This window comes from Nocardioides sp. AX2bis (assembly GCF_902506435.1).
GTDB lineage: Bacteria > Actinomycetota > Actinomycetes > Propionibacteriales > Nocardioidaceae > Nocardioides.
In genome coordinates this window covers 2,025,329-2,038,419 of record NZ_LR733215.1, presented here as the reverse complement: position 1 = coordinate 2,038,419, position 13,091 = coordinate 2,025,329, and the positions used below count along the sequence as shown (strand labels likewise).

At 73.3% G+C, this 13,091-nt stretch carries 13 protein-coding genes; 7 read left to right on the top strand and 6 right to left on the bottom strand.

The annotated features are described in order from the left end of the window. Window position 1 precedes the first annotated feature (1 nt). Window positions 2-364, bottom strand: coding sequence for a hypothetical protein (locus GV155_RS09720; protein WP_160007483.1), 363 nt, complete (start codon window positions 362-364; stop codon window positions 2-4). Between the two features lie 24 nt (window positions 365-388). Between GV155_RS09720 and GV155_RS09715 the strand changes: the two genes are divergently transcribed. From GV155_RS09715 to GV155_RS09705, 3 genes are read left to right on the top strand one after another with little or no spacing between them, the layout of a single operon-like run. Continuing rightward, complete coding sequence (locus tag GV155_RS09715; protein ID WP_236554236.1) at window positions 389-1,390, top strand: ABC transporter ATP-binding protein; 1,002 nt, start codon at window positions 389-391, stop codon at window positions 1,388-1,390. Beyond that, window positions 1,387-2,184 carry an ABC transporter permease gene (locus GV155_RS09710; protein WP_160007481.1) on the top strand — a complete coding sequence of 266 codons (798 nt, stop codon included), beginning with the start codon at window positions 1,387-1,389 and terminating at the stop codon, window positions 2,182-2,184. Before GV155_RS09715 ends, GV155_RS09710 begins: the two co-directional genes overlap by 4 nt. 5 nt (window positions 2,185-2,189) lie before the next feature. Further along, window positions 2,190-3,155, top strand: coding sequence for a COX15/CtaA family protein (locus tag GV155_RS09705; protein ID WP_236554235.1), 966 nt, complete (start codon window positions 2,190-2,192; stop codon window positions 3,153-3,155). Window positions 3,156-3,480: 325 nt separating this feature from the next. On the opposite strand, the gene GV155_RS09700 is transcribed toward GV155_RS09705, so the two are convergent. Further along, window positions 3,481-4,422 (bottom strand): heme o synthase, encoded by a 942-nt coding sequence (locus GV155_RS09700; protein WP_160007477.1) that lies wholly within the window; start codon window positions 4,420-4,422, stop codon window positions 3,481-3,483. A gap of 262 nt (window positions 4,423-4,684) precedes the next feature. On the opposite strand from GV155_RS09700, the gene tkt reads away from it, so the two are divergent. From tkt to pgl, 4 genes are all read left to right on the top strand, one after another. Further along, the gene (tkt, locus tag GV155_RS09695) at window positions 4,685-6,712 is read left to right on the top strand and encodes a transketolase (RefSeq protein ID WP_236554477.1); all 2,028 of its coding nucleotides are present in this window, start codon (window positions 4,685-4,687) and stop codon (window positions 6,710-6,712) included. An 86-nt stretch (window positions 6,713-6,798) separates the two neighbouring features. Next, entirely contained in the window at window positions 6,799-7,902 is a 1,104-nt protein-coding gene (tal, locus tag GV155_RS09690; protein ID WP_160007475.1) for a transaldolase, read from the top strand. A gap of 14 nt (window positions 7,903-7,916) precedes the next feature. Beyond that, window positions 7,917-9,545: a glucose-6-phosphate isomerase gene (locus tag GV155_RS09685; RefSeq protein WP_160007473.1), complete on the top strand. Its 1,629-nt coding sequence runs from the start codon at window positions 7,917-7,919 to the stop codon at window positions 9,543-9,545. Beyond that, window positions 9,545-10,288 carry a 6-phosphogluconolactonase gene (gene pgl, locus GV155_RS09680; RefSeq protein ID WP_160007471.1) on the top strand — a complete coding sequence of 248 codons (744 nt, stop codon included), beginning with the start codon at window positions 9,545-9,547 and terminating at the stop codon, window positions 10,286-10,288. Before GV155_RS09685 ends, pgl begins: the two co-directional genes overlap by 1 nt. 86 nt (window positions 10,289-10,374) lie before the next feature. Here pgl and GV155_RS09675 read toward each other — a convergent pair whose 3' ends face one another. The 4 genes from GV155_RS09675 to GV155_RS09660 form a co-directional block, all read right to left on the bottom strand. After that, window positions 10,375-10,734 (bottom strand): RNA polymerase-binding protein RbpA, encoded by a 360-nt coding sequence (locus GV155_RS09675; RefSeq protein WP_160007469.1) that lies wholly within the window; start codon window positions 10,732-10,734, stop codon window positions 10,375-10,377. A gap of 90 nt (window positions 10,735-10,824) precedes the next feature. Continuing rightward, on the bottom strand, window positions 10,825-11,055 hold the full coding sequence (secG, locus tag GV155_RS09670; RefSeq protein WP_160007467.1) for a preprotein translocase subunit SecG: 231 nt from the start codon (window positions 11,053-11,055) through the stop codon (window positions 10,825-10,827). Window positions 11,056-11,086: 31 nt separating this feature from the next. Next, window positions 11,087-11,857, bottom strand: coding sequence for a triose-phosphate isomerase (gene tpiA / locus GV155_RS09665; protein ID WP_160011098.1), 771 nt, complete (start codon window positions 11,855-11,857; stop codon window positions 11,087-11,089). 33 nt (window positions 11,858-11,890) lie between these two features. Further along, a complete protein-coding gene (locus GV155_RS09660) occupies window positions 11,891-13,090 on the bottom strand; it encodes a phosphoglycerate kinase (RefSeq protein WP_160007465.1) in 1,200 nt (399 codons plus the stop codon). Window position 13,091: the final 1 nt, after the last annotated feature.

Sequence of the window (13,091 nt, the reverse complement as noted above, 5' to 3'; positions counted from 1 at the left end):
CTCAGACCCCCGCAGCCCAGATGTCGACCAGCCGCACCTCGAGGGCGACCACGGTCAGCGCCGCGAGCAGCACCACGCCCGTCCCTGCCCGGGAGCGCTCGGCCAGGGACCAGAACGCCCCGATCGGCAGCGCGACCAGCAGGCCGACCAGGTAGCCGACGAACAGCACGGCGTCGACGTCGTTCTCGGTGCCGACCAGCAGCACCAGGCCGAGGACCAGCTGGACCAGCACGGCGGCCTCGGCCAGCGCCAGGACGGCAAAGGTGCGGTCCCCGATCGGCTGGTCGCGGACCATCTGCACGGCGGCGACGGCCGCCGCGAGCACCGTGAGCGTGAGCACGGCGACCACGACCCAGGTGTTCACGAGGGCCCAGCCTAGACTCAGGGTGTGTCGGTCCCCGCAGCGTCGCCCCCCACGCCCGGGACCACGCCGCTGACCCCTGCGCCCGGCCCGGTCGCGTCCTCCGCGGCGGTCGAGGTGCGCGGCCTGGTGATGAGGTACGGCCGCACCACCGCCGTCGACGGCCTGGACCTCGACGTGGCCACGGGCACGATCACCGCCGTGCTCGGACCGAACGGCGCGGGCAAGACGACGACGCTGGAGACCTGCGAGGGCTACCGCAAGCCGCAGCAGGGCACGGTGCGGGTGCTCGGCCTCGACCCCCTGCGCCAGCGGCGCGACCTGCTGCCGCGGATCGGCGTGATGCTGCAGGGCGGCGGCGCGTGGAGCGGCGTGCGGGCGCTGGAGATGCTGCGCCACGTCGCCTCGCTGCACGCCCACCCGCTGCCGGTGGACCTGCTGGCCGACCGGCTGGGCCTGCACGAGTGCGGGCGGACCCCGTACCGCCGTCTCTCCGGGGGCCAGCAGCAGCGGCTCGGGCTGGCGATGGCGCTGGTCGGGCGGCCCGAGCTGGTCTTCACCGACGAGCCGACCGCCGGGATGGACCCGGCCGTGCGCCGCTCGGTCTGGACCCTGCTCGAGGAGCTGCGCGCCGACGGGGTGACCGTCGTGCTGACCACGCACTACCTGGAGGAGGCCGAGCGTCTCGCCGACCAGGTCCACATCGTCGACCGGGGACGGCTCGTCGCCTCCGGCAGCCCGTTGCAGCTCACCCGCGGCGGCCGGGTCGCCACCATCCGGCTCGTCGTCACGCGCCCCTTCCCGCCCGGGGCGCCGGAGTCGCTGCGCGCTGCGCTCGGCGAGGGCGTCGAGGTGCGTCAGCTCGACGAGGTCAGCCTCGTCGTCACCGGCCCGGCCGACGCCTCGACCCTGGGCCGCGTCTCCCGCTGGTGCGAGGACAACGACGTGCTGCCCGAGTCGCTGACCCTGGGCCAGCGCAGCCTCGAGGACGTCTTCCTCGAGCTCACCGGACGGGAGATGCGCGCATGAGCCAGGCCCCCGTGGGCACCGCCACCGGCACCTGGACCCCGCGGCCGGGCGCCGCGCCGCTCGTACGCCAGGTGCTGGCCCAGGCGCGGATGGAGTCGCGGCTGCTGCTGCGCAACGGCGAGCAGGTCCTGCTCGCCGTGGTCATCCCGGTCGTCGTCCTGCTCGGCGGTGTCGTCGGCGCCGACCGGGTCGGCCTCGACTTCTCCCGGCCCACAGTCGACGTCCTCACCCCCGGGGTCCTCGCCCTCGCGGTGATGTCGACCTCCTTCACCTCCCTGGCGATCGCGACCGGGTTCGAGCGGCGCTACGGCGTGCTGAAGCGGCTGGGCGCCTCCCCGCTCCCCCGCAGCGGCCTGCTGGCCGGCAAGGTGCTCGCCCTGCTCGCGGTCGAGACCCTCCAGGTGGTCGTGATCGGCGCGGTCGCGCTCCCGCTCGGCTGGTCGCCGGCGACCTCGGCCACCGCGGTCGGCGGGCTCGTGCTCGCCCTCGTGCTCGGTACCGCCGCCTTCGCCGGCCTGGGGCTGCTGATGGCCGGGGCGCTCCGCGCCGAGGCCACCCTCGCCGCAGCGAACCTGGTCTACCTGCTGCTGCTCGTCGGCGGCGCCGTCGTGCTCCCGCTGTCCGCGTACGGTGGAGCCGGCGGGCTGGTGCAGTGGCTGCCCTCGGCCGCGCTCGGCGACGCCGTCCGGGCCGCGCTTCTCGACGCACGCGTCGCTGTCGTCGACGTCGTGGTCCTGTCCGTCTGGGCCGTGGTCGCCGCGGTCCTCACCGCCCGTACCTTCAAGTGGGAGTGACCCCCGTGAGCAGCACCGGCACCACCGCCCCGACCGTCGTCCGGCGGAGCCTGGTCCCGCTGGCCTGGGCCAGCCTGGTCGCCAACGTCGTCATCGTGGTCACCGGCGGCGCCGTCCGCCTGACCGCCTCCGGCCTCGGCTGCCCGACCTGGCCGCGCTGCACCGACGCCTCCTTCCGCCCGCACGGCTCGCTGGGCATCCACGGCGCCATCGAGTTCGGCAACCGATTGCTGACCTTCGTGCTGGTCGCGATCGCGATCGCCACCGTGGTGGTGGCGTGGCGCAGCGGCCGGCGCGTCGTACGACGGCTCGCGGTGCTGCTCTTCCTCGGCATCCCCGCCCAGGCGGTGATCGGCGGCATCACCGTCCTGACCGACCTGAACCCCTGGATCGTGGCGCTGCACTTCCTGGTCTCGATGGCGATGATCTGCGCGGCCGTGCTGCTCGTGCGCGAGGCGCGGCGGCCGGCGACGGCGCCGTACGCCCCCCGCAGCCCCCTCGCCCCCCTGGCCTGGGCGACGTTCGCCGTCGGCTGGGTGGCCCTCTACCTCGGCACCGTCGTGACCGGCTCCGGCCCGCACGCCGGTGACCTGGACGCCCCGCGCAACGGGCTCGACCCCGCCGCGGCGAGCCAGGCGCACGCCGACGCCGTCTTCGTCCTGCTCGGCCTCAGCGTGGCGCTGCTGCTCGTGGTCCGGCTCCGCACCCAGGCCGGCCCGCTGGCCGACGCCGAGGCCCGCCGCGCCGTCGGGGTGCTGATGGTCGTCCTGCTCGCGCAGGGCGCGGTCGGCTTCGTGCAGTACGCCACCGACCTCCCGATCGTCTTGGTCGCCCTGCACATGCTCGGCGCGTCCCTAATGGCCGCCGCCATGACGTGGGCGCTGGTGGCGCTGCTGCGCCCCGAGCCCGCGTCGTACGACGCCGCCCCCGCCGTGGCCGACCGCCGCCGCGGCGAGCCGGTCGGCGTCTGAGGCGTCCCGCCGTACCGGGTGGTCGGACCGGCCCGGGCGACCCGACTTGACGGGCAGGTTTCGAACTTGTCGGGCTTCGCAAAGGCCGACAAGCTCAGAAGTCCCCGGCCGACCGGGGACTTCTGAGGGTTCGGCCGCGTGCGGACGGATCGCGCGACGACCGTGCTCGCAGCCGGTCGGCGTCTGAGGCGTCCCGCCGCTCCGGGTGGCCGGACCGGCCCGGGCGACCCGACTTGACGGGCAAGTTTCGAACTTGTCGGGCTTTGCAAAGGCCGACAAGCTCAGAAGTCCCCGGCCGACCGGGGACTTCGCGGTCCGCGGGCCCTCAGCCGATCAGCGGGTCCAGCGCGACGGCGACGAACAGCAGCGACAGGTAGAGGTTGCTGGAGTGGAAGAGCCGCATCGGCTGGATCAGGCCCAGGTCCTCGGTGCCGCGGGTGCGGGCGAGCATCCGGTGCGCCTCGAGCAGGAAGCCCGCGCCGAGCACGGCTGCCGCGACCGGGTAGAAGATGCCCGTCCCGGCCACCGGCCACAAGGTCAGCGACACCGCGACCATCACCCAGCTGTAGGCCACGATCTGACGGGCGACGGTGCGGGCGGGGGCGACGACGGGCAGCATCGGCACGTCGACGCCGGCGTAGTCCTCGCGGTAGCGCAGGGCCAGTGCCCAGGTGTGCGGAGGGGTCCAGAAGAAGACGACCAGGAACAGCACGACCGGGGTCCAGGCAAGCGACCCGGTCACCGCGGTCCAGCCGATCAGCGCCGGGAAGCAGCCCGCAAGGCCTCCCCAGACGATGTTCTGGGTCGTCCGGCGCTTGAGCAGCATCGTGTAGACGAGGACGTAGAACGCGTTCGCGCCCACCGACAGCGCGGCCGAGAGCGGGTTGACCCAGACCAGCAGGACGATCGTGGAGACCACCCCCAGGCTGAGCGCGAAGACCAGCGCCGAGCGGGGCGCCACGATGTGGCGGGGCAGCGCGCGGCGGCGCGTACGACGCATCTGCTCGTCGATGTCGCGGTCGTAGACGCAGTTCAGCGCCGACGCGGAGCCGGCCGACAACGCGCCGCCGACGACGGTGGCGAGCACCAGGCCGAGCGGCGGGACGCCGCGGGCGGCGAAGAACATCACCGGCACGGTCGTCAGCAGCAACAGCTCGATGACCCGCGGCTTCGTCAGCCCCACGTAGGCGGCGGTGACGTCCTTCCAGCCGGCCCGCGACGCGGACGACCCGTCGACGGCCGAGGCCGACTCTCCGACGTGGGTCAACACAAGTCCTGAGGAATAGAAGGGGGCCGCGCGGCGATGCACCTAGGCGGGCGAGGCGAGCAGCCGAGACACCTAGGAGTGTACCGGTGACCCTCAGTAGGGTCGTGCCACGCAGGCTCCCGGTGTGCACCCGGCGGTGACCCCGCCCACACATCTGCCCCGCCCCCATGACACCCCCCGCGAGAGGATCCGCGTGACCATCACGAAGCTGGACTGGACCGAGACCGACGACCGCGCCGTGGACACCGTCCGCGCGCTGGCCATGGACAGCGTGCAGCGGGTCGGCAACGGTCACCCGGGCACGGCGATGAGCCTGGCCCCGGCCGCCTACCTGCTCTTCCAGAAGGTGATGCGGCACAACCCCGCCGACCCGCACTGGCCGGGCCGGGACCGGTTCGTGCTCTCCTGCGGCCACTCTTCGCTCACCCTCTACATCCAGCTCTACCTCGGCGGCTGGGGCCTGGAGCTGGAGGACCTCCGCTCGCTGCGCACGTGGGGCAGCAAGACCCCCGGGCACCCCGAGTACGGCCACACCGCCGGCGTCGAGACCACGACCGGGCCGCTGGGCCAGGGCATCGGCAACGCGGTCGGCATGGCCATGGCCGCACGTCGCGAGCGCGGGATGCTCGACCCGAACGCTGCCGAGGGCGAGTCGCCCTTCGACCACCAGGTCTACGTGCTCGCCAGCGACGGCGACATCCAGGAGGGCGTCAGCTCCGAGGCCAGCTCGATCGCCGGCACCCAGCAGCTGGGCAACCTGACCCTGATCTACGACGAGAACAAGATCTCGATCGAGGACGACACCGACGTCGCGCTGAGCGAGGACGTCCCGGCCCGCTACGCCGCGTACGGCTGGCACGTGCAGGTCGTCGACTGGACCAACGACGGCGGCACCTACGCCGAGGACGTCCCGGCGCTGCACGAGGCGCTCCGCAAGGCCGAGGCCGTCACCGACCAGCCCAGCATCATCGTGCTGCGCACGATCATCGCCTGGCCCGCCCCGAACGCCCAGAACACCGGCGGCTCGCACGGCTCGGCCCTGGGCGACGACGAGATCCGCGCCACCAAGGAGATCATGGGGATGAACCCCGACCTCACCTTCGAGGTCGCCCCCGACGTGCTCGAGCACACCCGCTCGGCCGTGGCGCGTGGCAAGGCGGCCCAGCAGGCCTGGGACGCCGACTTCCAGCACTGGACCACCAAGCCCTCGGCCGACGTCGCGCTCTTCGAGCGCATGCAGACCCGGACCCTGCCCGACGGCTGGGACGCCGACCTGCCCGTGTGGCCCGCCGACCTCAAGGGCACCGCGACCCGCAAGGCCTCCGGCGCGGTCATCAACGCCATCGCGCCGCACGTCCCGGAGATGTGGGGCGGCTCGGCCGACCTCGCCGGGTCGAACAACACCACCATCGAGGGCGTGCCCTCCTTCATCCCCAAGAGCCGCTCGACCGACATGTGGCAGGGAGACCCGTACGCCGGGCGCGTGCTGCACTTCGGCATCCGCGAGCACGGCATGGGCGCGATCCTCAACGGCATCGCCGTGCACGGCGGCACCCGCGTCTTCGGCGCGACGTTCCTCACCTTCTCCGACTACATGCGCCCCTCGGTGCGGCTCGCCGCCCTGATGGGCCTGCCGGTGACCTACGTCTGGACGCACGACTCCATCGGCCTCGGCGAGGACGGGCCGACCCACCAGCCGGTCGAGCACCTCGCCGCGCTGCGCGCCATCCCCGGCCTCGACGTCGTCCGACCGGCCGACGCCAACGAGACCGCGGCGGCCTGGAAGACCGTGCTCGAGCACACCGACCGCCCGGCCGGCATCGTGCTGACGCGCCAGAACGTGCGGACCTTCCCCCGCGACGCCGAGGGCTTCTCCGACACCTCCAACGTGCACCGCGGCGGCTACGTCCTGCGCGACGTCGAGGGCGGGGCACCCGACGTGGTGCTGATCGGCACCGGCTCCGAGGTCCAGCTCGCCGTCGAGGCCAGCGACCTGCTCGCCGCCGACGGCGTCCGCGCCCGGGTGGTCTCGATGCCCTGCCGCGAGTGGTTCGACGAGCAGGAGGCCTCCTACCGCGAGACGGTGATCCCGCCGACCGTGAAGGCCCGGGTGTCGGTCGAGGCCGGCATCAAGCTGGGCTGGCGCGAGGTCGTCGGCGACCACGGCCGCAGCGTCTCCATCGAGACCTACGGCGCCTCGGCCGACTACGAGCGCCTCTACACCGAGTACGGCATCACCGCGCGCGCCGTCGCCGACGCCGCGCACGACAGCATCACGGCCGCCGGCTGACCCGCACCCCGGACGCCGGGGCACCACGCAGCACCACCCAGCACTTCGCAGCACTACGCAGCCAGCGGCTGCACGGAAGGAACACCATGAGTGACCGACTGAAGGCCCTCGCCGACGCAGGCGTCTCGATCTGGCTCGACGACCTGTCCCGTGAGCGGATCGAGTCCGGCAACCTCGCCGAGCTCGTCGAGACCAGGTCCGTGGTGGGCGTGACCACCAACCCGACGATCTTCGCCAGCGCGATCGCCGACGGCGAGCGCTACGAGGACCAGGTCCGCGGCCTCGTCGCCGACGGAGCCGACGTCGACAAGGTCATCTTCGAGCTGATCACCGAGGACGTCCGCAACGCCTGCGACATCCTCAAGCCGGTCGCCGACGGCAGCTCGTCGGACGGCCGCGTCTCGATCGAGGTCGAGCCCACCCTGGCCAACGACACCGAGGGCACGATCGCCTCGGCGCAGGCGCTGTGGAAGGCCGTCGACCGGTCCAACGCCCTGATCAAGATCCCCGCCACGCTCGAGGGCCTGCCCGCCATCACCGCCGCGATCGCCGAGGGGATCAGCGTCAACGTCACCCTGATCTTCAGCCGCGAGCGCTACCAGGCCGTGATGGACGCCTACCTGACCGGGCTCGAGCAGGCCCGGGAGGCCGGTCTCGACCTCGCCCGCATCCAGTCCGTGGCGTCGTTCTTCGTCTCCCGCGTCGACTCCGAGGTCGACGCGCGTCTGGAGAAGATCGGCACCGAGGAGGCCACCGCGCTGCGCGGAGAGGCCGCGGTGGCGAACGCCCGCCTCGCGTACGCGGCCTTCGAGGACGTCGTCGCCTCCGACCGCTGGAAGCAGCTCGCCGAGGCCGGTGCGAAGGTCCAGCGGCCGCTGTGGGCGTCGACCGGGGTCAAGAACCCCGACTACCCCGACACCCTCTACGTCACCCAGCTGGTCGCCGACGGCACGGTCAACACGATGCCGGAGAAGACCATGGACGCCTTCGCCGACCACGGCGAGGTCGAGGGCGACACCGTCAGCGGTCGTCGCGAGCAGGCCCAGGCGGTCTTCGACCGCCTCGAGGCCGTCGGGGTGGACCTGCAGGACGTGTTCCTGGCGATCGAGCACGAGGGCGTCGACAAGTTCAAGAAGTCCTGGACGGAGCTCGTCGAGACCGTCCAGGGGCAGATGGACGGCGCGAAGTGACCAGCTGGAGCCGGATGTCCTCCACCGACCCGGCCCTCGAGCTGGTCGTCGGCGCCCCGGAGGGGTCCTCCTACGACGCGGTGCTCGAGGGCCTGGTCGCCGACGGCGTCGCCTCCGGCATCGCGTCGGGGGACGCCACCCTGTGGGGCCCCGCGGCCGAGGACGAGGCCGGCAAGCGGCTCGGCTGGACCTCGCTCAGCACCCGTTCGCGTCCCCTGGTCGGCGAGGTCGCCGCGCTGCGCGACGAGCTGCGCTCGGCCGGCGTCACCCGGGTCGTGCTCTGCGGCATGGGCGGCTCCTCCCTGGCCCCCGAGGTCATCTGCGGGGCGGACGGCGTCGCGCTGGACGTCCTGGACTCCTCCGACCCCGACTTCGTGCGGGCCGCCCTGGTGCGCCTGGACGAGACGGTCGTCGTGGTGTCGAGCAAGTCCGGCGGCACCGTCGAGACCGACAGCCAGAAGCGGGTCTTCGAGCAGGCGTTCACCGACGCCGGCATCGACCCCGCGGGCCGGATCGTGGTCGTCACCGACCCGGGCTCCCCGCTCGAGCAGTCCGCCCGTGAGGCCGGCTACCGGGTCTTCCTGGCCGACCCCGGGGTGGGCGGGCGCTACTCGGCCCTCACCGCCTTCGGGCTCGTGCCCAGCGGCCTGGCCGGCGTCGACACCGGACGCCTGCTCGACGAGGCGGAGGCCGTACGCCCCCTGCTCGAGGCCGACTCCGACGAGAACCCGGCGCTCCGGCTCGGGGCCCTGCTCGGCGCGGCGAACCGCGCGGGCGCCGACAAGATGGTCCTGGTCAACGCCGGGGCGCCGTACGCCGGCTTCGGCGACTGGGCCGAGCAGCTCGTCGCCGAGTCCACCGGCAAGGACGGCAAGGGCATCCTGCCCGTCGTCGTCGCCAGCGACGACGCGCCGAACCTCTCCACGAGCACCCCGGACGAGGTGCTGGTGACCTTCGGGCCGGACCACGCCGGCGGCGACGCCGACGCTCCTGCCTCGAGCTGGGGCGCCCACGTCGACGCGACGCTCGGGGCCCAGCTGCTGCTGTGGGAGCACGCCACCGCCGTCGCCGGCCGGGTGATCGGGATCAACCCCTTCGACCAGCCCGACGTCGAGAGCGCCAAGGCCGCGGCCCGCGAGATGCTCGACGGCGGCGGCACCTCCCCCACCCCCCTCTTCACCGAGGGTGCGATCACCGTCTACGCCTCCGAGGGCTGGCTCCCGCCGGGTGTCGCCGACGTGGAGCACGCCGTGCGTGCGCTGCTGACGCAGCTCGACCCCGACCACGGCTACGTCGCCGTGCAGGCCTACCTCGACCGTCACCGCGACGCCGCGCTGGCCCGGGTCCGGGACGGGCTGGCCCGCCGCACCGGGCGGCCGACCACCTTCGGCTGGGGCCCGCGCTTCCTGCACTCGACCGGGCAGTACCACAAGGGCGGCCCCGACACGGGGGTCTACCTGCAGGTCACCGGCGAGCCCGAGTCCGACCTGGCCGTGCCGGGGCGCGAGTTCACCCTGCACGAGTTCCTGACCGCCCAGGCGGTCGGCGACGGCTCGGTGCTGGCAGCGAAGGGCCGACCGGTGCTGCGCCTGCACCTGTCGTCAGCCGCCGAGCTCGACGTGGTCCGGCAGGTCCTCGGCTGATGCCCGCGGACGTGTCCCAGCGGCCCGAGCCGCTGGTCGAGGTGCAGCCCGACGCCCCCGCCCTGGCCACCGCGGTCGCCGGGGAGCTGTTGAACCGGCTCGCCGACGCCCAGACCGAGGGGCGCGTGCCGCAGGTCGTCCTCACCGGCGGCACCATCGCGGCGCGCGTGCACCAGGAGCTGGCCCGGCTCAGCGCGGGCGCGGGTGTCGACTGGACCCGCGTCGTCGTCTGGTGGGGTGACGAGCGCTTCGTCGCGCCCGACTCCGAGGACCGCAACGCCCGGGGCGCCGTGGCCGACCTGCTCGGCCCGGTGGGCGCCACCCAGGTTCACCAGATGCCCTCGACCGCGGAAGCCGCGGACGTCGACGCGGCGGCCGCGGCCTACGCCGAGACGCTGCGCGAGCACGGGTCGGACCGCTTCGACGTGGTCATGCTCGGCGTGGGCCCCGACGCCCACGTGGCCTCGCTCTTCCCCGGGAGCGCCTCGCTCGAGGTGACCGACCGGGTGGCCCTCGGGGTGTCCGACTCCCCCAAGCCACCGGCCGAGCGGGTCAGCCTCTCCCTCGACACCCTCAACCGGGCGCGCTCGGTGTGGGTGGTGGCCAGCGGAGAGAACAAGGCCGCAGCCGTCGCTGCGTCGCTCGCCACCGAGGGCACCGTCACCGACACGCCCGCCCGCGGCGTGCGCGGCGAGGACGAGACCATCTGGTTCCTCGACACCGAGGCGGCGTCGCTGACCTGACGTCGGCACCCGCCGCGAAAGACAGCAGCGGATCACTGCCACCTGGTGGCAGTGATCCGCTGCTGTCGTCTGGAGCCCGTGGGGCTCTAGAAGATGATGTCGCCGGACTTGCGGCGCGAGCGGAGCAGCGACAGGGCCTCGTCGAGGATGTCGGCGGCCTCGGCGTCGGAGCGGCGCTCCTTCACGTAGGCCAGGTGGGTCTTGTAGGGCTCGATGCGCGGCGCCGGCGGCGGGTTGGCCGAGTCCATGGACGCGGGGAGACCGCACTTGGGGCAGTCCCACTGCTCGGGGGCGGTGGCCTCGATGGAGAACGTCACCACCGAGCGGTGACCGTGGGAGCAGAAGTACGTGATGGCCTGGCGGGCCGCGGCCTCGCCGCGCTCGGCCTCGCCCATCGGTCCGGCGCCGACCCGGCTTCCCCGGATCGCGTTCCCTCCACCTGCCATGTCTGGTCCCCTCGGGTCGGTGCTGAGTCGTGTCGGTGCTGCGTGGTCGTGGTGGAGCGGTGGTGCGGGTGGAGCAGGTGGTGCGCCGGCTCAGTAGGCCAGCAGGAGCCCGAGCGCGATCACGCAGGCGAACCAGATCACGCCGATGCCGACGGTGAACCGGTCGAGGTTGCGCTCGGCGACCGAGGAACCGCCCAGCGAGCTCGACACACCGCCGCCGAACATGTCGGACATGCCGCCGCCCCGTCCCTTGTGGAGCAGGACCAGCAGGATGAGGATGGCGCTGGTGGCCACGAGCAGGATGGTGAAGAGCGTCGTCACGGTCGGTGATCCTACGCCAGGTGCGGGCTGGTCAGAGGACCGGCATGTCGTAGAAGCGACAGATTCCGCTGAACTCCTCCACCTGGAGGCTCGCGCCACCGACCAGGCAGCCGTCGACGTCGGTCTGCGCCATGGTCGCGGCGACGTTGGCCGCCTTGACCGAGCCGCCGTAGAGCACCCGCACGCCGTCCGCGGCCGCGTCGCCCAGGGTCTCGCGCACGCGGGCGCGGATCGCCCCGCAGACCTCCTGCGCGTCCTCGGGCGTGGCGACCTCGCCGGTGCCGATCGCCCAGACGGGCTCGTAGGCCACGACCAGCCCGGCGACCTGCTCGGCGTCGAGGCCGGCCAGCGAACCGTCCACCTGGGCCAGCGTGAAGGGCACCTGGTCACCGGCCTGGCGGACGTCGAGACCCTCCCCCACGCAGACGATGGGGGTGATGCCGTGGGCCAGGGCGGCCTTGGCCTTGGCGTTGACGACCGCGTCGGTCTCGTCGTGGCGCTGGCGCCGCTCGGAGTGGCCGACCACGGCGTAGGAGCAGCCGAGCTTGGCCAGCATCGGGGCCGACACCTCGCCGGTGTAGGCGCCCGACTCCTCGGCCGAGACGTCCTGGGCGCCGTAGCGCAGTGACAGCCGGTCGCCGTCGACCAGGGTCTGCACCGAGCGGAGGTCGGTGAACGGCGGCACCACCACGACCTCGGACCGCGTCGGGTCGTGCCGCTTGTCCGACAGGGTCCAGGCCAGCTTCTGGACCAGGACCACCGCCTCCTGGTGGTTGAGGTTCATCTTCCAGTTCCCCGCCATCAGCGGGGTGCGGGCAGGGGTCGTGGCCACGGGTCAGTCCTCCAGGACGGTGATGCCGGGGAGGGTCTTGCCCTCCAGGTACTCGAGGCTGGCGCCGCCCCCGGTCGAGATGTGGCCGAAGGCGGCCTCGTCGAAGCCCAGCGTGCGCACGGCCGCGGCGGAGTCTCCCCCGCCGACGACGGACAGGCCGTCGACCTGGGTCAGCGCCGTGGCCACCGCGCGGGTGCCGTCGGCGAACGCGCCGACCTCGAAGACGCCCATCGGGCCGTTCCAGAAGACGGTACGGGCGTCGGCGAGGGCGCCGGCGAAGGCCCGCGAGGCCTCCGGGCCGATGTCGAGGCCCAGCGCGTCGGCCGGGATCTCGCTGGACGGCACGACCGCAGGCTCGGGACGACGATCACCCGAGGGGAACGCGGTGTCGACGACGACGTCGCTGGGCAGCAGGATCTCCACGCCGGCCTCCTCGGCGCGCCGCAGGTAGGCGCGGCAGACGTCGAGCTGGTCCGTCTCGAGCAGGCTCTTGCCGACCTCGTGACCCTGGGCGGCCAGGAACGTGAAGACCATGCCCCCGCCGATCAGCAGCTTGTCGGTCTTCTCCAGCAGGTGGTCGATGACGCCCAGCTTGTCGGAGACCTTGGAGCCGCCGAGCACCACGACGTACGGACGCTCCGGTGACTCGGTGAGGCGCCGCAGCACCTCGATCTCGGTCGCGACGAGCTGGCCCATCGCGTGCGGCAGCCGCTGTGCGACGTCGTACACGCTGGCCTGCTTGCGGTGGACCACGCCGAACCCGTCGGAGACGAACGCGTCGGCCAGGGACGCGAGCTCATCGGCGAACGCCCCCCGCTCCGCGTCGTCCTTGCTGGTCTCGCCCGCGTTGAACCGGACGTTCTCCAGCACCGCGACGTCGCCGTCGGCCAGGCCGTCGACGGTGCTGCGCGCGCTCTCCCCGACCGTGTCGGTGGCGAACGCGACCGGCGACCCGAGCAGCTCGGCCAGCCGCTCGGCGACGGGGCCGAGCGAGAAGGCCGGGTCCGGCTCGCCCTTCGGCCGGCCGAGGTGCGCCACGACCAGCACCCGCGCCCCGGCCTCGGCCAGGGCACGGATGGTGGGCACGCTGGCGCGGATCCGGCCGTCGTCGGTGATCCGGGTGCCGTCGAGCGGGACGTTCAGGTCCGAGCGGACCAGGACCCGCTTGCCGGCGACGTCCCCCAGGGTGGCGTAGTCCCCCACG